General features: G+C 74.0%; 20 protein-coding genes. 11 read left to right on the forward strand and 9 right to left on the reverse strand.

Annotation, left to right across the window (positions count from 1 at the left end; genetic code table 11):
* Nucleotides 1-135: 135 nt before the first annotated feature.
* The gene (locus H8838_RS17755; RefSeq protein WP_185994450.1) at nt 136-921 is read left to right on the forward strand and encodes a hypothetical protein; all 786 of its coding nucleotides are present in this window, start codon (nt 136-138) and stop codon (nt 919-921) included.
* Nucleotides 922-924: 3 nt separating this feature from the next.
* Here the strand turns inward: H8838_RS17755 and H8838_RS17760 are convergent, their stop codons facing one another.
* From H8838_RS17760 to H8838_RS17785, 6 genes are all read right to left on the reverse strand, one after another.
* Nucleotides 925-1,629: a hypothetical protein gene (locus tag H8838_RS17760; protein ID WP_185994449.1), complete on the reverse strand. Its 705-nt coding sequence runs from the start codon at nt 1,627-1,629 to the stop codon at nt 925-927.
* A gap of 44 nt (nt 1,630-1,673) precedes the next feature.
* Entirely contained in the window at nt 1,674-2,303 is a 630-nt protein-coding gene (locus tag H8838_RS17765) for a hypothetical protein (RefSeq protein ID WP_185994448.1), read from the reverse strand.
* Nucleotides 2,300-3,514, reverse strand: a complete 1,215-nt coding sequence (locus H8838_RS17770) for a hypothetical protein (RefSeq protein WP_185994447.1) — start codon at nt 3,512-3,514, stop codon at nt 2,300-2,302. The genes H8838_RS17765 and H8838_RS17770 overlap by 4 nt, the downstream gene beginning before the upstream one ends.
* Nucleotides 3,511-4,812 carry a hypothetical protein gene (locus tag H8838_RS17775; RefSeq protein ID WP_185994446.1) on the reverse strand — a complete coding sequence of 434 codons (1,302 nt, stop codon included), beginning with the start codon at nt 4,810-4,812 and terminating at the stop codon, nt 3,511-3,513. Before H8838_RS17775 ends, H8838_RS17770 begins: the two co-directional genes overlap by 4 nt.
* A 325-nt stretch (nt 4,813-5,137) precedes the next feature.
* A complete protein-coding gene (locus tag H8838_RS17780; RefSeq protein WP_185994445.1) occupies nt 5,138-5,350 on the reverse strand; it encodes a hypothetical protein in 213 nt (70 codons plus the stop codon).
* 96 nt (nt 5,351-5,446) lie between these two features.
* A complete protein-coding gene (locus H8838_RS17785) occupies nt 5,447-5,752 on the reverse strand; it encodes a hypothetical protein (RefSeq protein WP_185994444.1) in 306 nt (101 codons plus the stop codon).
* A 164-nt stretch (nt 5,753-5,916) separates the two neighbouring features.
* On the opposite strand from H8838_RS17785, the gene H8838_RS17790 reads away from it, so the two are divergent.
* Complete coding sequence (locus H8838_RS17790; protein ID WP_185994443.1) at nt 5,917-7,419, forward strand: metallophosphoesterase family protein; 1,503 nt, start codon at nt 5,917-5,919, stop codon at nt 7,417-7,419.
* Between the two features lie 15 nt (nt 7,420-7,434).
* Here H8838_RS17790 and H8838_RS17795 read toward each other — a convergent pair whose 3' ends face one another.
* On the reverse strand, nt 7,435-8,574 hold the full coding sequence (locus H8838_RS17795; protein WP_185994442.1) for an ROK family transcriptional regulator: 1,140 nt from the start codon (nt 8,572-8,574) through the stop codon (nt 7,435-7,437).
* A gap of 177 nt (nt 8,575-8,751) precedes the next feature.
* Between H8838_RS17795 and H8838_RS17800 the strand changes: the two genes are divergently transcribed.
* From H8838_RS17800 to H8838_RS17830, 7 genes are all read left to right on the forward strand, one after another.
* A complete protein-coding gene (locus H8838_RS17800; RefSeq protein ID WP_181311966.1) occupies nt 8,752-9,504 on the forward strand; it encodes an amino acid ABC transporter ATP-binding protein in 753 nt (250 codons plus the stop codon).
* Between the two features lie 81 nt (nt 9,505-9,585).
* A complete protein-coding gene (locus H8838_RS17805) occupies nt 9,586-10,509 on the forward strand; it encodes a glutamate ABC transporter substrate-binding protein (protein ID WP_185994441.1) in 924 nt (307 codons plus the stop codon).
* Between the two features lie 36 nt (nt 10,510-10,545).
* Entirely contained in the window at nt 10,546-11,190 is a 645-nt protein-coding gene (locus H8838_RS17810) for an amino acid ABC transporter permease (protein ID WP_181311968.1), read from the forward strand.
* Entirely contained in the window at nt 11,187-12,077 is an 891-nt protein-coding gene (locus H8838_RS17815; protein WP_185994440.1) for an amino acid ABC transporter permease, read from the forward strand. The genes H8838_RS17810 and H8838_RS17815 overlap by 4 nt, the downstream gene beginning before the upstream one ends.
* Nucleotides 12,061-13,035, forward strand: coding sequence for an asparaginase (locus tag H8838_RS17820; protein WP_185994439.1), 975 nt, complete (start codon nt 12,061-12,063; stop codon nt 13,033-13,035). Before H8838_RS17815 ends, H8838_RS17820 begins: the two co-directional genes overlap by 17 nt.
* Nucleotides 13,032-13,781, forward strand: coding sequence for a copper homeostasis protein CutC (locus H8838_RS17825; protein ID WP_181311971.1), 750 nt, complete (start codon nt 13,032-13,034; stop codon nt 13,779-13,781). Before H8838_RS17820 ends, H8838_RS17825 begins: the two co-directional genes overlap by 4 nt.
* Nucleotides 13,778-14,716 carry an ROK family protein gene (locus H8838_RS17830; RefSeq protein ID WP_181311972.1) on the forward strand — a complete coding sequence of 313 codons (939 nt, stop codon included), beginning with the start codon at nt 13,778-13,780 and terminating at the stop codon, nt 14,714-14,716. Before H8838_RS17825 ends, H8838_RS17830 begins: the two co-directional genes overlap by 4 nt.
* Nucleotides 14,717-14,728: 12 nt before the next feature.
* Here the strand turns inward: H8838_RS17830 and H8838_RS17835 are convergent, their stop codons facing one another.
* Nucleotides 14,729-15,772, reverse strand: coding sequence for an SIS domain-containing protein (locus H8838_RS17835; RefSeq protein WP_181311973.1), 1,044 nt, complete (start codon nt 15,770-15,772; stop codon nt 14,729-14,731).
* A 66-nt stretch (nt 15,773-15,838) separates the two neighbouring features.
* Between H8838_RS17835 and H8838_RS17840 the strand changes: the two genes are divergently transcribed.
* Together H8838_RS17840 and nagA are read left to right on the forward strand one after the other, a co-directional pair.
* A complete protein-coding gene (locus H8838_RS17840) occupies nt 15,839-16,594 on the forward strand; it encodes a GntR family transcriptional regulator (RefSeq protein WP_181311974.1) in 756 nt (251 codons plus the stop codon).
* Nucleotides 16,594-17,715, forward strand: coding sequence for an N-acetylglucosamine-6-phosphate deacetylase (gene nagA / locus H8838_RS17845; RefSeq protein WP_185994438.1), 1,122 nt, complete (start codon nt 16,594-16,596; stop codon nt 17,713-17,715). The genes H8838_RS17840 and nagA overlap by 1 nt, the downstream gene beginning before the upstream one ends.
* Before the next feature lie 127 nt (nt 17,716-17,842).
* On the opposite strand, the gene topA is transcribed toward nagA, so the two are convergent.
* Entirely contained in the window at nt 17,843-20,563 is a 2,721-nt protein-coding gene (topA, locus tag H8838_RS17850) for a type I DNA topoisomerase (RefSeq protein WP_185994735.1), read from the reverse strand.
* Between the last annotated feature and the right edge of the window lie 209 nt (nt 20,564-20,772).

A 20,772-nucleotide genomic window follows, 5' to 3' on the forward strand; every position in this document is an offset into this window, starting at 1 on the left:
GTGCACACCCTACGGGCCGGGCCCGACAGGCGACCGGGTGTGCTCCGGGCGCCAGGCCCACATCGCGGACGCCCTTGCGGGAGGGGTGCCGCACCGCCAGGATCCTCGCCAACCACCACCCTTGGAAAGGCCACCATGAACAGGTCGCTGCGCGGTTCCGTCCTCGTCCTCACCACCGTGCTGGGTCTGGCAGGTCTGGCCGCACCCGGGCAGAGCGCCGAGGCCCAGGCCGACGCCTTCACGGCCACCGTCAGCGCGGGGCCCGGCGTCCTGTTCGCGGAGTGCACCGACCACCCGATCAGCTACTCGGTCACTCCCCCGCTCACCGTGCTCACCTGGAACATCCAGCTCTCCTTCCAGGCGCCCGACGGGACGTCCGCGGGCTCCGCCTACATCAGCAAGGGCGACCCGACGACCGGCATCGAGACCAAGCGGTTCTGCGGGGGCAGCGACCTGCCCGGGACCTACACCGTGACCGGGACCTACGAGGTCACCGACCAGGTCGGCAACAAGTACCCGAAGACGCTCACGCCGGTGACGCCCTTCACCTTCGACCTGCGCCTGCCGTACTCCGCGGTCACGGCGAAGCCGTCGACGAAGAAGCCGCGGCTCGGGCAGCACGTGAAGGTCAACGCCACCGTGACCGACGAACGCCCGTCCGGAGCCTTCTTCGGCACCAGCAACGCGAGCGCGCAGCTGCAGCGCCTCAAGGGCTCGAAGTGGGTCAACGTCAAGGGCGCACGGGACTACACCAAGGTCAACGGTCGGGCTCAGCTGCGCTACCGCCACACCTGGAAGGGCAAGACCACGTTCCGCGTCCTGAGCGACCTGGGCAAGGTCGGCACGGCGGTCTCCGAGAACTTCACCCTCAAGGCCGGCAAGAAGAAGGCCGGCAAGAAGGGCAAGAAGGGACGTCGCTGAGCCTCAGCGGGTGACGAGGCGGCGCCAGGGTCCCCGCGGCACGTCCCTGGCGTCGACGAACTGCCAGTCCACCCGGTCCCGGTCCCCGTCGAGCGAGCGGAAGCCCAGGCAGCCGTTGAGCGCCGGGGAGACGTCCATCCCCGCGTTGTTGTAGCGCTTCGAGGCGGGGCGGGCGTCGCCGTGGCCGAAGACGTAGCGCGCGTCGTGGTACTTCCCGGGGCCGGCGTCCTGGATCTGTCCGTAGCAGGTACGGCCCCGGGAGGTGAGCCGGACCCAGCGGTTCTTCATCAGGCTCACCTGCGGGTCGTCCACGAGCGCCGCGTAGCGCGGGCGGCTCGCCCAGGGGATCACCTCGCCGCGGCGGGCGAAGCCGACCGGGTCGTTGAGGTCGTCGTAGGGCAGGTCGAGGTAGAAGGGGTTCTGCTTCGGGGTCATCTGCCGGGGGAACCAGCCGTCGCGCCGGAAGCGGCGCTCGGTGCGGCACTCGCCGCCGACCACCCGGCCGTCGCACCCGCCGTAGCTCTCGTACCAGTGGTCGTCGTAGGTGGAGATCATCTGGCTGCCGTCCTCGGCGTCCGGATCGAAGATCTCCCCGACCCAGAACGTGGTGGCGACGATCCCGGTGTGCCAGGGGTACGACGTCGCGGCGGCACCCGCCTCAGGGCGCGCGTGCGCGGCGGTGGCCGTGCCCAGCAGGAGCGCGGCCACCGCCAGAGCAGCTGTCGTGCAGCGACTCGTACGCCGGTGCCCGCTCATGTGCGCGCCGGCAGGTTGCGGAACCGCCGGCCGGTGGCCAGCCGGACGATGCCGATCAGCACCCAGACGACCAGCAGCACGGCCAGGCCGAGGAAGAGCCCGAGGAAGAACCCGCCGACCGGGCCGCCGTACTCGTCGCCGAGCCGCTCCAGCGGCTCCTCGGGCAGCTGCGCGAACCACTCCGGGATCCGCAGCGCCGGGTCGCCCAGGTAGTCCGGCTCGTACTCGGTGAGCCGGTAGCCCTCGGTGACCTGGGTGGTGCTGTGGTCCGGGCCCTGCCACAGCACCAGCGCCGCGGGCTCGTCGAGGTGGGCCAGCACCTGTTCGGCCGCCTGCAGGTAGTGGTCGTAGCCGGCGAACCAGCTGTCCTGCCAGACCAGCACGTACACCGGGAGGTCCCGCTCGGCGAGCGCCTCGGCGATCGCCTGCTCACCCTCCTCGTCCAGCATCGCGCGGCTCGCGGCGTCGACGTGGACCGAGTCGTCCCGCAGCCCCTCGACGGCGGCCAGCACCCGGTCGCCCGCCCCCTCACCGAGGTCGGCCGAGGCGTCGAGGCGGGAGTCGACCACGAGGACGGCGAGCGTGCCCAGCAGGCCGGCGACGAGCAGGGAGGTGAGCCGGTTCATCGGACCCTCCGCCGGTCGCCCGCGACGTGCGGCCACAGCTCGTCCACGGAGGCGCCGTAGCCGGTGCGCGCCCACACGGTGTCCTGCTCGTACCAGGGCCGCGGACGACCCAGCAGCCCCGCCGGGACCAGCATCGGGTGCGGGGGTCCCGTGTGGATCCCGTCCAGGGTGTCGCTGCAGTGTCGGCAGGCCGGCACGGCCAACCGCCGGTCGCCCACCGGGACCGTGTGCCTGCGCACCGCCTCCCCGTGGCGCGGGTCGAAGTAGCACGGCAGGTACGCCGGTAGCGGGGCGCGCCGCGACGCCCGACGACTCCGGGGCCGTGCGGCGGCGTCGGCGGCGTCCAGCGCCCGGTCGGCGACCCGGACCAGCACCAGGGCGCCCACCAGGTCGGCCAGGTCCCGCTCCTCGGTGCCGGCGTCGGCCAGCACGCCGCGGGCGGTGTCGTAGGAGCCGTCGACCAGCTCGCGCGTCTCGGCGGACAGCGGCCGGTCGGCGGTGGCAGCCAGCCGCTCGGCGAGCGCGTCGAGCTCGCGCTCGGCGCGGGCTCGCACCTGCGCGGGGCCCTCGACCGGGAGCGCCGCCCGCGGCTGCGGGACCAGGCCGGTCTCGCGCCACCGGGCGATCGTGCGCAGCACCAGCCAGGCGCTGCCACCCACCACCACGAACGCCAGGGTGGTGAAGAAGGCGTAGGCACCGGTGTCGGGGACCTCGCGGGTCATCACGTCCCACTCCGGCGGGCGCTGCCAGACCGTCTCCTCGGCGTACGCCTCGTAGTCGGCCTGCGACAGCCTGCCGTCGGCGGCGATCACCGCCAGGTCGCGCGCCGCGTGCCCGGCGGGATTGAGCTCGCGGATCTCGCCCGCCGGCTGGCGCAGCGACACCTCGTACCGCACGTCGGCCGCGGGGACGTCCCCGAAGGAGACCACCGCGTCGCCGTAGCCGGTGGTGTCGGTGTGCACGACGTAGACGCCGTCACCCCCGATCCGCTCGTGCAGCAGGGTCGCCAGCTCGCGGTCGGGGTCGCTGGCCGAGAGGCCCTCGGGGCGGGGCACCAGCACGACGTACGCCGGGAAGTCCAGCTCCTCGACCGCCTCGGTGAGCGCCTCACGGACCTCCTCGGTGCGACCGTTGCCGAAGAGCGGGTCGACCACGACCGGGTCGTCGGCCAAGGCCTCCGCCAGCTCGTCGGCCAGCTCGTCGACGTTCATCGCAGGCCCCGGTGCAGTCGGGTGACCAGGTCGGGGTCGAGCGCGCCGAACCCGGTCGAGGCCCACGGCTCCCGGCCGGTCTCGAAGTAGTGCTGCGGGACGCCGCGGACGACCACGTCGAGGATGTCGGGCCGGCGCCCGGCCTCCAGGTCCTTGCGGCAGGTCGTGCAGACCGGCGCCTTGAGGCGCCGTCCCTTGTGCTCCAGGGTGCGGTCGAGCTCGGCCCGCCCGTGCAGGGGGTTGAGGAAGCACGTGGTGGTGGGGGTGAAGGCCCGACCGCGTTCGGCGGCGGCCAGCGCCTGCCGGCCGCGGTCGGCCAGGACGACGGCCCCCGCGGCGTCCAGGGGGTCGACCGGGTCGTCGGTCGGGGGCAGCAGCCGCCCGGCCGCGTCGTAGTGGTCCAGCGCCGCGGCCCAGGCCGGGCTGTCGGCGCCGTCCATCTCGGCGGCGTCGATCGCCTCGCCCAGCGCGAGCACGTCCTTGCGGGCCCGGCGCAGCAGGTCGGCGTCACCGGCCGAGCGGACCCGGTCGAGCACCGAGTCGGGCAGCTCGAAGGTGCGGGCCGCCTGCGCCCGGCGCCGGGCGCGGCGTGCCAGGAGCGTCACCGCGGTGGCCACGGCCACCAGGGCCACGAAGACGCCGAGCGCCACGTCGGCACCGCCCACGCCCTCGTCGCCGGACTGCTCGCCGGCAGGAGCAGGCACTCCGGTGCCGGTCTCGTCGGCGGTCTCGTCAGCGGGGTCCTCAGCGGTGCCCTCGTCGTCCTCCGCCAGCCGGAGGTCGAGCCCCTCGTGGGCGGAGTCGACCAGCGCGGGGAAGGTGCCCTCGCCGAGCGCCTCCACCACCCGCAGCAGGCCCTCGCCGAGCGGGTAGGCCTCGCCGGGGCCGTTGCCGTAGGAGAGGACCAGGTCGAGGTCGTCGGTCACGTCGCCGAGACCGCCGACGGTCCCCCACTGCTGCAGGGCCAGGTGCAGCGAGGAGCCGTCCTGGAGGAACGGCAGGGTCGGCGGACCCGGCTCGCCGGTCTCGGACCAGACGCCGTTGACCCCGACGTAGAGCCCGTCGGGACCGCCCGCGTCGTGGATCCGCACCAGCAGGTCGTCGCCCTGGTAGAGGTCGCCCTGCCCGGACGACGGCGGCGCCAGCAGCACCAGCCGGAGCGGGACGTCGCCCGCCTCCGCGGCCTCGGTGATCTGGGCCAGCTGCCGGTCGCCGATCCAGGTCTGGGTGCCGGGACCGCGGTGCACCCCGGTGCTGACCAGGTCGGCCACGATGGCGTCGACGTCGGGCTCGGCCACCCGGTCCTCCCTCTCCTCGTGCTGACTGCTCGTGCTGGCCGCGCTCGCGGCGGGAGAACCGTACGACGTCCCGGGAGCTCCGCGTGTCCGGGACGCGAACCGTGCTGGCGCCGTCCGCCGCGACCCGTCACAGTAGGGCCGGGCGGGGGACCTGCGGAGGGACTCGATCGGGGCGCCCGACGAGAGGATCCCGCGTGCCACGCAGCCTGACCACCGCCCTCGCCGCACTCTTGGCGGCGGGCGCGCTCAGCGCCCTACCTGCGGCTCCGCCCACCGCACTCGCGGCCGACCCGGGCCCGCTGGTCGACGCGAGCACCACCTGGCGCTACCTCGCCGACGACACCGACCCGGGGACCCCGCAGGACCCCGGGGCGTGGACCAGGGCCGGGTACGACGACAGCCGGTGGCCCAGCGGACGCGGCGGCTTCGGCGGTCGCCGGCTGGGCAGCAGCACCGAGACCCCCGCCTTCGACGCCGGCCGGGTCGCGGTCACCCAGCTGCCGATCCGCCCCGCCGGCGCCACCTCGCACGTGCGCACCTACTTCTTCCGGACCACCTTCGAGGTGACGCCCGCGATGCTCGCCACCGGGCGGGACCTGGTCGGCGACTCCTACGTCGACGACGCGGCGCTGGTCTACGTCAACGGCCAGGAGGTGGTCCGGCACCTGGTCGAGCCGACCACCCCGACGCTGGCCTTCGACGACGGCGTCGGCGGCGACCTGGACTTCACCATCCCGGCCTCGGCGCTGCGCGTGGGCACCAACACCCTCGCGGTCGCGCTCCACCAGGGCCGGCCGGACAGCTCCGACATCTGGTGGTCGCTGGACCGGCTCGCCCTGCAGCCCGGGCCGCCCGAGCCGCTCGCGCCGGGGCCCAGCCGGATCGTGCTCACCCCCACCGCCACGCCTGCGACGTCGCAGGCGGTCACCTGGCTCGCCACCGCCCCCGAGGAGACGACGGGTCAGGTCCAGCTCCAGCGGGCAGACGGGGGCGCGGTCCGCTCGGTCGCCGCGGCCGTCCGCGGGCCGGCGCCCAACCAGTCCCGTCGGCACTTCTCCGCCGTCCTGGACGGCCTGGCCCCCGGGCACGGCGTACCGCTACCGGGTGGGCGAAGACGGTGCCTGGTCGGCCTGGGCGGAGTTCGCCACGGCGGATCCCGCCGACCCCGACCTCCAGTACGTCTACTACGGCGACGCCCAGACCGGGCTGGACACCACCTGGCCGCGGGTGGTCGCGATGGCGGAGGCGAGCGCTCCGGACTCCATCGGCTCGGTGCACGCCGGCGACCTGGTCGACGTCGGCAACCACGACCACCTCTGGGAGAGCTGGTTCCGGGGGATGGCCCGGTCCGCGGCCACCACGAACGTGCTCGCCGCCCCCGGCAACCACGAGTACGCCGGCGACCGGCTGCTGCGGTCGTGGAAGGCGCACTTCGAGTACCCCGCCAACCACCCCGACACCGGCACGGTCGGTGCCCTGGCGCAGCGGGCGGTGGGCGAGACCGACGCCGCCCGCCAGTACCGCGCCCTCTTCGCGCACTGGCGCGACCTGGCGCACGAGACCGTCTACTTCACCGACTACCAGAGCGTCCGCTTCGTCACCGTCAACGCCACTCGCGACCTCACCTTCCTCACCCCGGCGTCGCTGCCGGCGTGCACGACGGCGCCGGGGAGCGACTGCCCGGCGGACCGGATCGCGGAGGTGTGGGTGGAGTACCAGGCGGCCTGGCTCGACCACGTCCTGACCCGATCCCCGGCCCGCTGGAACGTCGTCACCTTCCACCAGCCGGTCCTCTCCGCGACCGCGGGCCGCGACGAGCCGCTGCTGCGTCGGCACTGGCTGCCGGTCTTCAGCCGGCACGACGTCGACCTGGTGCAGATGGGCCACGACCACGCCTATGCGCGCGGCTACCTGAACCAGGACCGCACCACCGAGCCCGGCGTCACCGACGGCCCGGTCTTCGTGGTGAGCAACTCCGGCGACCGGCACTACAACCTCGAGGTCCCCGCCCGGAACGTGTGGACGGCGAACGGGGCCGCCCAGGTGCTCACCGGCGCCCGGGTGACGACGTACCAGGTGGTGACGGTCTCCGCCGACCGGCTGGTCTACCGCTCCTACCTGGCCGAGACCGCACCCGGCGCCTACACGGTGCCGGCCCAGCCCCTGGTGGTCGGCGGGGTGTTCGACTCCTTCACCATCCACAAGGCGGCCGACGGGTCGAAGCGGGTGGTCGGCGGGGGCGCTCCGCCGGTGAGCGGTCCCCCGCCGGCTGGTCCTCCCGCCGCCGGGCCGCCGCCCGCCGCGACCCCGCAGCGGGCACGCGTCGGCATCCCCCGGACCCGCTTGCGGCCGGGCCGCAAGGCCCTGGTCTGGGTGCGGTCGTCGACGGCCGGAAAGGCCCGGGTGACGTTGCGGGTGGGCCGGCGTACGACGGTCCGCACGGTGCGGGTCACCGGGGCGGCCGCCACCAAGGTGCGGCTGGGCCGGCTCCCCCGCGGGGCGGGCAAGGGCACCCGCCGGGTGCGACTGAAGGTCGTCCTCACCCCGACCGATCCCGCCGTGGCGCCGGCCCGCGCGGTCCGGCGGCCGCGGGTGACGCGCCGCTAGCCGGGAACGGCGGCGTCAGCCGATGCGCGCCGCCAGCGGTCCCTCGGCGAACGCCTTGTCCGCCGCCACCCGGACGGCGCCGGCCAGCGTCGCCTCGCCCTCGTCGTCGGCGCGGGTGATGGTCAGCGAGGCGGTGGTCGCGGGCAGGCAGGAGGCGTAGACGGTCGAGCGCAGCGCCGCCATGAAGGTGGGCAGCGAGCTGACCGGGCCGGCGAGCACCAGCTCGTCGGGGTTGAAGAAGCTGATCACGGTGCTCAGCACCGCGCCGATCCGCTCCCCCGCCTCGCGGACCAGGCCGGTGGCGAGCGGCTGGCCGTCGTGCACCATCCGGATCAGGTCGTCCATGCCCTCCGCGGCCACCCCGGCCGCGGTCAGGCTGTCGAGCAGCGCGGAGCCGCTGGCCACCACGTCCAGGCAGGCCGTGCGCCCGCAGGAGCAGGGGATCTCGGGCGCGTCGGCCACGGTCGTGTGGCTGATGTCGCCCGCCATCCCCGAGGCGCCGCGGAAGAGCCGGCCGTCGACCAGCACCCCGCAGCCGATCCCGGCGTCCACGGTGACCACCACCCGCTGACCCCCGCCGGGTCGGTGCTGGTGCTGCCCCACCGCGATCAGGTTGGCGTCGTTCTCGACCATCGTGGGCACACCGAAGAGCCGCTGGCCGAGGGCGGCCACGTCCACCCCGTTCCAGCCCGGCATCCGCGCCGGGGCGACGACATGGTCCAGCGCCGGACCGACGGGACCGGGCACGCCCACGCAGACCGCGTGCAGGGGCGGCCGGTCGTCCGGAGCCTGGGCGCGCAGCGCCTCGGCCACCGCGCCCAGCACCTCCTCGGGGCCACGGGTGAGCGGCACCGGGACGTCGCCGACGCAGAGCACCTCGCCGGTGAGGTCGGCCAGCACCGTCCGGGCGCGCACGGGGCCAAGCTCGACCGCCGCGACGGTGCCCAGGCCCGGGCGCAGGCTGAGACGACGGGGCCGGCGGCCCACCCGGGCCCCCGACTCGCTGTGCTCGACCAGCAGCCCGCGCCGTACCAGGGCGTCGACCCGCGCGGAGGCGGTCGAGGCCGAGACGGCGAGCACCCGCGCGACGTCGGCGCGCGAGGCGGCCCGGCCGCTGCGGACCTCGTCGAGCACGGAGGCGTGGGGGCTGGCCATGCGCTTCTCGGGGCTCCTCGGGTCGAGTGCGGGCGGATCGGTGCAGTGAGCCGGGACACAGTAGCGCGTACCCGCCGCAGTTGATCCAGAATCGAACATTTAATCTCTGTTCTCGTACCCCAAACTATGGATTAAGTTCGGCGCCACCACAACGTCCTGCGACTGGAGGTCCAGACGATGTCCCACCCCAGCGCGACCCCCGTGCTCGAGCTGCTGCACGTCGACAAGCACTTCGGCCAGCTGCACGTGCTGCGCGACATCGAGCTGACCGTGGGCCGTCAGGAGGTCGTCGTCGTGGTCGGCCCCTCGGGCTCCGGGAAGTCGACCCTGTGCCGGACCATCAACGGGCTGGAGACCATCGACTCCGGCACCATCCGCATCGACGGGGTGCCGCTGCCGGCCGAGGGCCGCGAGCTGGCCCGGGTCCGCGCCGACGTCGGCATGGTCTTCCAGTCGTTCAACCTCTTCTCCCACCTCTCGGTGCTCGACAACGTGGTGCTGGCGCCGACGATGGTGCGCCGCGCCAAGAAGGCGGAGGCGCGCGAGCACGCCATGTCCCTGCTCGAGCGGGTCGGCCTGGCCGACAAGGCCGACCGTCGTCCCGCGCAGCTCTCCGGCGGCCAGCAGCAGCGGGTGGCCATCGCCCGCGCGCTCGCCATGCGCCCCAAGGTGATGCTCTTCGACGAGCCCACCTCCGCGCTGGACCCCGAGATGATCAACGAGGTCCTGGAGGTGATGACCGGGCTGGCCCGCGACGGCATGACCATGGTCGTGGTCACCCACGAGATGGGCTTCGCCCGCCGCGCCGCCGACCGCGTCGTCTTCATGGACGGCGGCCGGATCGTCGAGCAGGCCGCGCCGGAGACCTTCTTCACCTCGCCCTCCAGCGAGCGCGCCCGCGCGTTCCTGGAGTCGGTCATGTCCCACTGAGACCCCCGCACGGCACCCGGCGCCACTGACGCCGCCCGGGGGCCAGCACTGTTGCAGCACCCGAAGGAAAGGGAACCATCCATGTCCCACACCCGACCCTGGAAGCGCCTCGGCGCGACGGTCGGCGTCCTCGCCCTGGGCTTCACGCTCGCGGCCTGCGGCTCCGACAGCGACTCCGACTCCGACGGCGGCAAGCCGACCGGCATCTTCGCCGACGCCCCCGTCGCCGACGAGGCGGACATCCCCGAGGGCTCGATCATGGCGGAGATCAAGGAGCGCGGCGAGCTCGTCGTCGCGGCCGCGCTGGACGCGCCGCTGCTCTCCCAGCAGGACCCCACGAACCCGGACAAGGTCGAGGGCTTCGACATCACCCTGGCCAAGCTGCTGGCGACCTACATCATCGGCGAGCCCGAGGTGAAGATCGTCCCGCCCGCCTCGGAGACCCGTGAGGCGCTGCTGCAGAACGGCACCGTCGACGTCGTGTTCAACACCTACACGATCACCGAGGAGCGCGCCGAGCAGATCAACTTCGCCGGCCCCTACTTCCTCTCCGGGCTCGCGGTGGCCACCAAGGCCGGCAGCGACATCGAGGGCATCGACGACCTGGCCGGCAAGAAGGTCATCGCCGGCGCGAACACCCCCGCCGTCGAGGCCGTCCCCGAGCTGGTCCCGGACGCCGAGCTGATCACCTTCGGCACCGACCCGCAGGCCATCGCGGCGCTGCTCCAGGGCCGCGGCGACGCCTACGTGCAGGACTACCTCCTGCTCGCCACCCAGGCGGCGTCCAACCCCGACCTCGAGGTGGCGGGCGACCCGTTCACCGAGGAGCCCTACGGCATCGGCCTCCCCCCGAAGGACCAGCAGTTCAAGGACTTCGTCAACGACTGGCTGCTGAAGATCCAGGAGGGCGGCCAGTGGGCCCAGGCCTTCGAGGACTCCATCGGTGAGGCCGTCGGCGGCGAGGCGCCCAACCCGCCGGAGATCGGTTCGGTCCCCGGCTCCTGAGCCGGATCGCCGGCAGAGGGACAGACAGGAAGAGGCATGGACGTCTTCACGCAGTACGGCGACCTCGTCGTCGACGCACTCGGCACCACCTTGTTGATCACCGCTCTCTCCTCCCTGGGAGCACTCGTGATCGGCATCCTGGTGACCGTGGCCCGGGTCTCCCCCGTCCCGGTGCTGCGGGGGGTCGCGTTCTGCTTCGTCCAGTTCTTCCTCAACGTCCCTCTGCTGGCGCTCCTTCTTCTCGCCGTCTTCGCCCTGCCCGACGCGGGCCTGCTGATGCCGCTGACCACGACGGTCGTGGTGGTGCTCGCCCTCTACGAAGGGGCGTACGTCGCCGAGGCCGTGCGCAGCGGGGTCAACACCGTCGCGCCGGGCGAGGTGGAGGCGGCCCGCGCCCTGGGCATGCGGTTCGCCCAGGTGATGCGCAAGGTGGTGGTGCCCCAGGCGCTGCGCGGCGTGGTCCAGCCGCTCGGCAACGTCGGCATCGCCCTGCTGATGAACACCGCGCTGGCCGCCACCGTGGGCGTGGTCGAGCTGACCAGCGCGGCCAACCGGATCAACAACGTCGCGGCCCAGCCGATCGTCGTCTACGCCGGGGTCGGGGCCGTCTACATGGCGATGGCGCTGTGCCTGGGCGTGCTCGCCGGCCGGGTCGAGAAGAAGGTGGCGGTGCAGCGATGAGCACGACCTCCCCGAAGGCCGGTCGCACCCACGAGCTGGCCTTCCTCTACGACACCCCCGGACCCCGCGCCCGCCGTCGCGTCCGGATCGCCACCCTTCTCACCGTGCTGGCGCTCGCCGCCGTCGTCGCCCTCGCCCTGCGCGAGCTCGACCAGGCCGGCCAGCTCGCCGCCGACCGGTGGACCCCCTTCCTGGAGTCCGGCATCGCCGAGTACCTCCTGGTCGGCCTGCGCGGCACCCTCCTCGCCGCCGCCGTGGTCGCGGTGCTCAGCCTGCCGATCGGCGCCCTGCTCGCCGTCGCCCGGACCAGCCGCAGCACCGCGATCCGCGTGCCCGCGGTGGTCTACATCGAGCTCTTCCGCACCGTCCCGGTGCTGCTGCTGATCTACGTGATGCTCTTCGCGCTCCCGTCGTACGGGTTCAACCCCGACGTGCTGTGGAAGCTCACCATCCCGCTGGTGCTGGCCAACTCCGCGGCGTTCGCCGAGATCGTCCGCGCCGGCATCCTGAGCCTGCCCCGCGGCCAGACCGAGGCCGGTCTGAGCCTCGGCCTGCGACGCTCCCAGGTGGTGCGCGCCGTGGTCCTCCCCCAGGCCCTGCGCAACGTCACCCCCTCCCTCGTCTCCCAGCTGGTGAGCCTGCTCAAGGACACCTCGCTGGGCTTCGTGGTGGCCTTCACCGAGCTGCTCTACCGGGCCCAGGTGCTGACCTCCTACAACCGACTCCTCATCCAGACCTATCTCGTGGTGACCCTCATGTACCTGATCGTCAACGGATCGCTCTCCTTCCTCGCCGCCCGGCTCCGGGCCCGCGCGGACGCCCCGGTCCCCCCGCCCGCGCTGGCCACCACCGGCACCACCCTGATGGCGGGTGAGCAGCGTGGCTGAGCTCGCCGTCGTCCGTCGTGGCGGCTTCATCGAGAGCCGGCACACCGGTCACCTGGTGGTCCTGGACGCCGCAGGCGAGGTCGCCCTCGCGGTGGGCGACCCGGACGAGGTGATCCTGCCGCGCTCCACGGTCAAGCCGCTGCAGGCCCAGGCGTGCCTGCGCGCGGGCGCTCCGCTGAGTGGCGAGGAGGTGGCGATCGCCGCCGGCAGCCACACCGGCGAGGACCGCCACGTCGAGGTCGTACGCCGGCTGCTGGCGCGCGCCGGCCTGGAGCCGGACGCGCTGGGCTGCCCGGTGGACCTGCCCGAGCACGAGCCCACCCGCAACGCGATCCTGGCGGCCGGCGGCAGCGCCGACCGGCTCCGGATGAACTGCTCGGGCAAGCACGCCGCGATGCTGCTGGCCTGCGCCACCAACGGCTGGGAGACCGCCGGCTACCTCGACCCCGCGCACCCGTTCCAGGTCGTCGTCCGCGAGGTCGTGGAGGAGATGACCGGCGGCCCGGTGCGGCACGTGACCGTCGACGGCTGCGGCGCCCCGCTCTTCGGGGTCACGGTGCGCGGCCTGGCCGACTCCTTCCGTCGCCTCGTGCTGGCCGAGCCGGGCACCGACGCGGCCGTGGTCGCCGAGCAGATGCGGGCCCACCCGTTCTTCGTGGGCGGCGAGCCGCACGCCAACTCCGACGCGATGCGGCTGGTCCCGGGACTGCTCTCCAAGGGCGGCGCCGAGGGCGTCATCGGCATGGCCGCGCCGACCGGCGAGGCGGTGGCGATGAAGATGGCCGACGGCAACCCCCGGGCCACCACCCTGGTCGGCCTGGCCGCGCTCCGCGCGGTGGGCGTGGACGTCTCCGGCGCCGCCTCGCTGATGGACCTGCCGGTCCTCGGCGGGGGCGTGCCGGTCGGCGAGATCGACCTCGGGGCGGACCTGCTGGCCGCGACCGGCGGCGCCGCGTGACCGCGGTCGAGATCTGCGTCGACGACATCGGGGGCGCCGAGACGGCGCTCAACGGCGGAGCCGACCGGGTGGAGCTGTGCGCCTCGCTCTCCGAGGGCGGCACCACGCCGACCCTGGGCTTCCTGTGCCAGGCGGCCCGGGAGGCCGGTCCGCTGGGGCTGCAGGTGCTGGTCCGGCCCCGGGGCGGCGACTTCGTGCACTCCCGGCCCGAGCTGGACGTGATGCTCGCCGACGTCGCGGCCACCCGGGCGGTCTTCGGCGAGGACGAACGGCTCGGGTTCACCCTCGGCGCGCTCACCCCGGACGGCGACCTCGACGACGAGGCGGTGACCGAGCTGGTCGCCGCCGCCGGCCCCTGCCCGGTCACCTTCCACAAGGCCTTCGACACCGCCCTGCGCACCGGCGAGCCGGACCGGCTGCTCGGCCGCCTGACCGACCTGGGGGTGGCCGCCGTGCTGACCTCGGGCGGCGACGGGCCGGCGATGGACCACCTCGACTCGCTGGCCGGGCTGGTCCGCGCCGCGGGCGACCGGATCCGGATCGTCGTGGCCGGCGGTGTCCGTCCGCACAACGCGGCCGCGGTGCTCACCGCCACCGGGGCGCGCGAGCTGCACCTGCGGGCCGCCACCGTGGTGCCCTCCGCGAGCACCACCGGCTCCAGCCAGTACGACGCCGGGTCGCGCAGCGTGACCAGCCAGGAGGTCGTGGCCCAGGTGGTCGCCGCCGTCGCCGGGGTCGCCTCGTGAGCGGGGCAGCGCTGCTCGCCGTCGACGTCGGCGGCACCACGATCAAGTCGGCGCTGGTCGGGGCCGACGGCCGGGTGTTGTCCCGGCAGTGGCTGGCCACCGGGCAGGGCGCGGCGGCCGAGCAGGCCGTCACCGACTCCGCCCGGCACCTCGGACGGCAGGCCCGCGACGAGGGGTTGACGGTGGTCGGGGCGGGCGTCGTCTCCCCCGGGGTGATCGACCCCGAGGCCGGCGTGGTGCGCTACGCCTCCAACCTGGACTGGACCGACGTCTCGCTCTCGGCGCTGGTCCGTGCCGGGCTCGACGTGCCGGTGGCCGTGGGGCACGACGCCCGGGCCGCGGGCGAGGCCGAGGGCCTGCTCGGGGCCGCCCGGGGGCGTCGCGACTACGTGCACGTCTCCATCGGCACCGGGATCGCCGCGAGCCTGGTGGTCGGCGGCACGCTGGTCGCCGGCAGCGCGGGTGGCGCCGGCGAGCTCGGTCACGCCCCCGTCGTCCCGGACGGCGAGGCCTGCCCGTGCGGTCAGCGGGGCTGCCTGGAGGTCTACGCCTCCGGCGGCGGGATCGCCCGCCGCTACCTGGAGCTCACCGGGCGTCCGGCGACCGCCCGCGAGGTGGCCGAGCGCCTCGTCACCGACCGGGTCGCCCAGCAGGTCTGGGACGACGCGGTGCGCGCCTGGGTGACCAGCCTCGCCTCGCTGACGCTGACCCTGGAGCCCGAGCTGGTGGTGCTGGGCGGCGGGCTCGCCCAGGCGGGCGACGCGCTGCTCGACCCCGTCCGCGCGGGTCTGCGCGCCGCCCTCACCTGGCGCACCCCGCCGGCGGTGGAGGTCTCCACGCTGGGCTCGGACGCCGCACTCACCGGGGCCGCGCTGCTCGCCGCGCGGGCGGCCGGCGTCGAGGTCGACCCGGACGCCTGGGGCGCCCGGGCCTGAGCGGTCGGCCGGTCAGTCGGTCTGGGTGACCTTGGCCAGCGACCGGGGGGCGTCGGGGTCGAGCCCGAGGAGCCGCGCGCTCTCCTCGACGGCCAGCTGGGCCGGCACGACCAGGCCCAGCGGCGCGACGGCCTCGGGCAGCCGCGGCCCCGGCACGACCAGGTCGCAGGCGGCCGCGAAGGCGTCGTCCCCGCCGATCCCCAGAACCCGGGCGCCCCGGCCGCGCAGGTCGGCGGCCAGCTGGGCCATGGCGGGGGCGAAGGGGCCGTCGGGGGCGCTCACCAGCACCGCCGTGGTGTCGTCGCCGACCACCGAGACCGGTCCGTGCCGCAGGTCGGCGTAGGAGTAGCCGCGGACCGGGCGCAGGCAGGTCTCCTCCAGCTTCAGCGCGATCTCCAGCGCGGTGCCGAGCACCACGCCGCGCCCGGAGACGACGACCGTGGCGGCCTCGGCGAGGGCGGCGGCGAGCTCGCTCACCCCGCGCCGCTCGGCCAGCAGCCGCGAGACCTCGCCGACGCTGCGGAGCAGCGGCTCCTCCAGCACGACCGGGTCGGGAGAGAGCGCGGAGGCGAGCACGCCCATCGCGGCGAGCTGCGCCAGGTAGGTCTTCGTCGCCGGGACCGCGACCTCGGGACCGGCGCCGGTCACCAGGGCCACGTCGGCGCGCTCGGCGAGCTCGGAGCCCGCCACGTTGGTCACCGCCACGGTCGCGGCGCCCTGCGTGCGGGCCCACTCCTGGTAGTCGACGATCTCCCGGGTGGCGCCGGACTGCGAGACCGAGACCACCAGCGCGTCCGAGAGGTCCTGCGCCACGGCGTAGTGGGTGGCGACGCTGGGCGCCGCGAGCGCGGTGCCGATCCCGGCCTGGGTCTCCAGCAGGTAGCGGCCGTAGACCGCCGCGTTGTCGCTGGTCCCCCGGGCGGCGAACAGCACCCGGCGGCGGCCGGCGGCCCGGGCACGCAGCTCCGCACGGAGCGGGAGGAGGTCGGCCAGCGTCCGCTCGAGGGCGTGGGGCCCCTCGGCGATCTCGTGGGCCATCCGGGTGCTGGCGGTCATCGTCGCTCCTGCTGTTCTTCCACTGGTACGGACTGGACCGTACCACTTGCGCGGTAGGGTGTCGCCGTGACCACGCACCCCGACCACGACGCCGGCACGGCGCGACTCCTCGGCGGCCCGGTGGCCAAGCACGCGCAACTGCGAGACCTGCTGGTGGACGCCGTACGCGGTCTGCGTCCCGGTGACGCCATCCCCTCCGAGCGGGCGCTGATGGGCACCTACGACGTCTCCCGCAGCACCGTGCGGACCGCGATCGACGCGCTCATCGCCGAGGGCCTGCTCGAGCGGGCGCAGGGCAAGGGCACCTTCGTGGCCCGGCCACGGCTGGGCAGCCGGCTCCACCTGGCCTCCTTCACCCAGGACATGGCCCGACGCGGGGTCCGGCCCACGACCCGGGTGGTCTCGGTGCGGGTGGAGACGCCGGCGGACGACGTCGCGCGGGCGCTCGGCCTGGCCGAGGGCGAGCAGGCCTGGCACCTGGTCCGGCTCCGGCTCGCCGACGACACCCCGATGGCCCTGGAGGACGGCTGGTACCCGCAGGCGCTGCTGCCCGGCCTGGACGCCCACGACCTCGCCGGCTCCCTCTACGACCTGCTCGCCACCCGTTACGGCACGGTGATCGACGCCGCCGAGCAGGTCGTCTGGGCCGACTCCGCCGACGCCGACCGGGCCGCCCTGCTGGCGGCCCCGTCCGGAGCCCCGCTGATGGTCTTCCAGCGCACCTCGACCGCCGCGGACACCCCGGTCGAGCACGTCGTCTCCGCCTACCGCGGAGACCGCTACCAGCTGCACATGTCCCTGACCCGCTCGATGCTCGACTGATGCTGATCACCGCCGACCGGGTCGCCCTCCCCGACCGCCTCCTCGAGCCCGGATGGGTCACCGTCGAGGGTGACCGGATCACCGGCGTCGGCGAGGGCCGACCCGGCGCCGCCGCCGACCTCGACCTGCCCGGGCACACCCTCGCGCCCGGGTTCGTCGACGCGCACTGCCACGGCGGCGGCGGGCACGCCTTCACCGACGGACCCGAGGCCGCCCGCGCGGCGGTCGCCGCGCACCTGCGCTCCGGCACCACCTCGACGATGGCCAGCCTGGTCACCGAGTCCGTCGCCGGGCTGGCCGGGCAGGTCGCCGCCCTGGCGCCGCTGGTGGCGGCCGGCGAGCTGGTCGGCGTCCACCTCGAGGGCCCCTGGCTGAGCCCCGCCCGCGCCGGGGCGCACGACCCGGCCCTGCTGGGCGCGCCCGAGCGCGCGGCGGTCGAGCAGGTCCTGGACGCCGCCCCCGGGGCCGTCCGGATGGTCACGCTCGCACCCGAGCTGCCCGGCGCGCTGGAGGCCGTCGCGCTGCTCCGCGAGCGGGGCTCGGTGGTCGCCGCCGGACACACGGAGGCGACGTACGACCAGACGGTCGCCGCGATCGACGCCGGGGTCACCGTGGCCACCCACCTGATGAACGCGATGCGCGCCCCGCACCAGCGCGAGCCCGGACCGGCGGTCGCGCTGCTCGAGTCCGACCAGGTGTACGTCGAGCTGATCGCCGACGGCGTCCACCTGCACCCCGCGGTCGTCCGCAGCGTGGCCCGGGCGCGCCCCGACCGCGTCGTGCTGGTCACCGACGCGATGGCGGCCGCCGGGGCCGCCGACGGCGACTACACCCTCGGCGGGCTCGCCGTGCAGGTCCGCGACGGCGAGGCGCGGCTGGCCGACGGGACCATCGCCGGCAGCACGCTCACGATGGCCCAGGCCGTCCGGTACGCCGTCCAGGTCGCCGGGGTGCCGTTGCTGGTGGCGCTGCGCGCCGCCACCGCCTCCCCCGCGGCGATGCTCGGCCTGGCCGACGTCGGGCGCCTCGCGCCGGGCGCCTGGGCGGACCTGGTGGCGCTCGACGCAGCCCTGCAGGTCACCGAGGTGGTGCACGGTGGGCGTCTGCGCGGCCGGGCTTAGGCAGGTTCCTGGATGACTGACTGGTTCTGACCTCAGCCGGACTTCCCGTACGAAACTCTCACTTCCACACCGTTGCAACGGTGTGGAAGTGAGAGTTTCACCGGGGACCCGGTGAAACCGACACCGGTCAGGCCTTCTTCGCCGCGGCCTTCTTCGCCGTGGTCTTCTTCGCCGCCGCCTTCTTGGCCGGCGCCTTCTTCGCGGTGGCCTTCTTCGTCGTCTTCTTGGCGCCCTTCTTCGCGCCCTTCTTGGCGGGGCCCTTGGCGCGGCGCTCCTCCAGCAGCTCGGCGGCGCGCTCGAGGGTGATCTCCTCGACCGTGTCGTCCTTGCGCAGGGTGGCGTTGTACTCGCCGTCGGTCACGTACTCACCGAACCGACCGGCCTTGACCACGATCGGCTGCCCGGAGACGGGGTCGTTGCCCAGCTCCTTGAGCGGCGCGGTCGCGGCCCCGCGACCCCGGGCCTTGGGCTGGGCGTAGATCGCCAGCGCCTCGTCCAGGGTGATGCTGAGCAGCTTCTCCTCGGACTCGATCGTGCGCGAGTCCGTGCCCTTCTTCAGGTACGGGCCGTAGCGGCCGTTCTGCGCGGTGATCTCGACGCCCTCGGCGTCGGTGCCGACCACCCGGGGCAGCGAGAGCAGCTGGACGGCCTGGTCGAGCGTCACCGTGTCCAGCGACATCGACTTGAAGAGAGAGCCGGTGCGCGGCTTGGCGTTCTTCGGCGCGTCCTCCGGGAGCACCTCGGTGACGTACGGGCCGTAGCGCCCGTTCTTGGCCACCACCTTCAGACCGGTCTCGGGGTGGACGCCGAGCTCGATCTCCTCGCCCGCCGGGTTGGCCAGCAGCTCCTTGGCCTTCTCCAGGGTCAGCTCGTCGGGCGGCAGGTCCTCGGGGACGTTGGCGCGACGGGCCGCGGCGGTGCCGTCGTCGTCCGGCCCCGGCACCTCCTCGACGTACGGGCCGTAGCGGCCCACCCGCAGGTGGATCCCGGAGTCCGGGCCGCCGACCGGGAAGGTCGCCAGCTCGCGCGCGTCGATGTCGCCCAGGCCGGTGACCAGCGGGTGCAGGCCGGCGATCTTGTCCGAGCCGTAGTAGAACTCGCCGAGCTCGCTGACGCGGTCGCGGCGGCCGCCCGCGATGTCGTCGAGGATGTCCTCCATGTCCGCGGTGAACTCGTAGGAGATGTGCCGCGGGAAGTGCTCCTCCATCAGCCGGACCACCGAGAAGGCGATCCAGGCCGGCACCAGGGCGGTGCCCTTCTTGTACACGTAGCCGCGGTTCTGGATCGTGCCGATGATCGAGGCGTACGTCGAGGGCCGGCCGATCTCCCGGTCCTCCAGCTCCTTGATCAAGGTGGCCTCGGTGTAGCGGGCCGGGGGCTTGGTCTCGTGGCCGGCGGCGCTGACCGAGGCGGCGCTGACGCTCGCACCCTGCACCAGCTCGGGCAGCCGGGCCTCCTGGTCGTCGCGCTGCTTGGAGCTGTCGTCCAGCCCCTCGACGTACGCCTTGAGGAAGCCGTGGAAGGTGATCACCCGGCCCGACGCGCCGAAGACCACGTCGCGACCGTCCGCGGCGGTGCCGCCGAGGCGGACCGAGACCGACTGGCCGACCGCGTCCTTCATCTGGGAGGCCACGGTGCGCATCCAGATCAGCTCGTAGAGCCGGAACTGGTCGCCCTTGAGCCCGGTCTGGGCGGGGGTGCGGAAGGTGTCGCCGGCGGGCCGGATCGCCTCGTGCGCCTCCTGGGCGTTCTTCACCTTCGAGGCGTAGGTGCGCGGGGCGTCGGGCAGGTACTCCGCGCCGTACAGCTCGCGGACCTGGTCGCGCGCCGCACCGACCGCCGCCGCGGAGAGCGTGGTGGAGTCGGTACGCATGTAGGTGATGAAGCCGTTCTCGTACAGACGCTGGGCGACCGACATGGCCACCGAGGCGCTCATCCCGAGCTTGCGCCCGGCCTCCTGCTGCAGCGTGGTGGTCCGGAACGGCGCGTACGGCGAGCGCTTGTACGGCTTGGACTCCACCGAGCGCACCTCGTAGGAGGTGTCGTAGAGACCCTCCACCAAGGCCTCGGCGGCCTTGCGGTCCAGGTGCACCACCGAGTCGGCGGACTTGAGCTCGCCGGTCTGGGTGAAGTCGGAGCCGCGGGCCACCCGCTTGCCGTCGACCGAGTGCAGCTTGGCGGGGAACATCCGCGGGTCGGCGTCGGCGCCGCCGTCGAAGGTGCCCTCCAGGTCCCAGTACGAGGCGACGCGGAACTTCATCCGCTCGCGCTCCCGGTCGACCACCAGGCGGGTCGCGACCGACTGCACGCGGCCCGCGGAGAGGCCGGACATGACCTTCTTCCACAGCACCGGGGAGACCTCGTAGCCGTAGAGGCGGTCCAGGATGCGGCGCGCCTCCTGGGCCTCGACCAGGTCCATGTCGATCTCGCGCGGGTTCTCCGCCGCCGCCAGGATCGCCGGCTTGGTGATCTCGTGGAAGACCATCCGGCGGACCGGGATGTTCTTCGGCTTCAGCTCGTCGAGGAGGTGCCAGGCGATCGCCTCGCCCTCGCGGTCCTCATCGGTGGCGAGGAAGAGCTCGTCGGCGTCCTTGAGCAGGCTCTTGAGCTTGGTGATGTGGCTCTTCTTGTCGCGGGGCACGACGTAGTACGGCTCGAAGCCGTTCTCCACGTCCACGCCGAACCGTCCCCACGGCTTGTCCTTGATCTTCGCGGGGATCTCGGCCGCACTCTGAGGGAGGTCGCGGATGTGGCCGATGGACGACTCGACCACGTACCCCTTGCCGAGGTACCCACCGATCTTCTGGGCCTTGGTGGGCGACTCCACGATGACCAGCTTGTGCGCCAACTTCACTCGTTCCTTGCTCCAGGGGCCCCAAGCGGGGCTCAGGTCGACACGGTAGCGCGCCCAGATGGGTCTCCCGGCCTCCCCGTCCCTCGCGGGACCCGCGAGGCGACCGCCCGGACGCTGCTCTGCGCGCCCGGCTTCGCCGGCGCGTCGTCCCCAAATTGAGGGTAATACCCGGCGAGTCGTGGTCGGGAGGTCGGCACCCGCCT

Source organism: Nocardioides campestrisoli (assembly GCF_013624435.2).
In the GTDB taxonomy this organism is placed as follows: Bacteria; Actinomycetota; Actinomycetes; order Propionibacteriales; family Nocardioidaceae; genus Nocardioides; species Nocardioides campestrisoli.

Bases quoted from the DNA above. Each gene is read 5' to 3' on its own strand.
- H8838_RS17755 (WP_185994450.1), top strand. From the start codon at position 136: ATGAACAGGTCGCTGCGCGGTTCCGTCCTCGTCCTCACCACCGTGCTG.
- H8838_RS17765 (WP_185994448.1), bottom strand. From the start codon at position 2,303: ATGAACCGGCTCACCTCCCTGCTCGTCGCCGGCCTGCTGGGCACGCTC.
- H8838_RS17770 (WP_185994447.1), bottom strand. From the start codon at position 3,514: ATGAACGTCGACGAGCTGGCCGACGAGCTGGCGGAGGCCTTGGCCGAC.
- H8838_RS17795 (WP_185994442.1), bottom strand. From the start codon at position 8,574: ATGGCCAGCCCCCACGCCTCCGTGCTCGACGAGGTCCGCAGCGGCCGG.
- H8838_RS17800 (WP_181311966.1), top strand. From the start codon at position 8,752: ATGTCCCACCCCAGCGCGACCCCCGTGCTCGAGCTGCTGCACGTCGAC.
- H8838_RS17805 (WP_185994441.1), top strand. From the start codon at position 9,586: ATGTCCCACACCCGACCCTGGAAGCGCCTCGGCGCGACGGTCGGCGTC.
- H8838_RS17810 (WP_181311968.1), top strand. From the start codon at position 10,546: ATGGACGTCTTCACGCAGTACGGCGACCTCGTCGTCGACGCACTCGGC.
- H8838_RS17815 (WP_185994440.1), top strand. From the start codon at position 11,187: ATGAGCACGACCTCCCCGAAGGCCGGTCGCACCCACGAGCTGGCCTTC.
- H8838_RS17835 (WP_181311973.1), bottom strand. From the start codon at position 15,772: ATGACCGCCAGCACCCGGATGGCCCACGAGATCGCCGAGGGGCCCCAC.
- nagA (WP_185994438.1), top strand. From the start codon at position 16,594: ATGCTGATCACCGCCGACCGGGTCGCCCTCCCCGACCGCCTCCTCGAG.